This window comes from Hyunsoonleella flava, from assembly GCF_004310325.1.
Lineage (GTDB): Bacteria > Bacteroidota > Bacteroidia > Flavobacteriales > Flavobacteriaceae > Jejuia > Jejuia flava.
In genome coordinates this window covers 1-303 of the sequence record NZ_SIRT01000057.1, presented here as the reverse complement: position 1 = coordinate 303, position 303 = coordinate 1, and the positions used below count along the sequence as shown (strand labels likewise).

General features: G+C 36.0%; 1 protein-coding gene. It reads right to left on the bottom strand.

Going from position 1 to position 303, the window contains the following annotated elements:
- Nucleotides 1–81: 81 nt before the first annotated feature.
- Nucleotides 82–303: polysaccharide deacetylase family protein (locus EYD45_RS16630; protein ID WP_130965782.1), on the bottom strand; the 222-nt coding region annotated here is incomplete at its 5' end.

Genomic DNA, 303 nt, shown 5'->3' with positions numbered 1-303 from the left:
ATGCGATTTATAAACGGTTTCGCAAGCTTCAACATCTTTCAGATAGGCTTTGTTTTTAACTTTCCAGCCTTTAATATGGTGTTATGTGTGGTTACCAATGCTATGACCAGCATCTAGAATTTTTTTAAAAATCTCGGGATGTTTTTCAACATTTGCGCCAATACAAAAAAAGGTTGCTTTGGCTTGGTATTGTTCCAAAATATTTAACGTCCATTCCGTGATTTCTGGTGTAGGGCCATCATCAAACGTTAGAGAAATCTCCTTTTCTAAAGTGTCAATATTCCAGACATAATTCGGGAATAG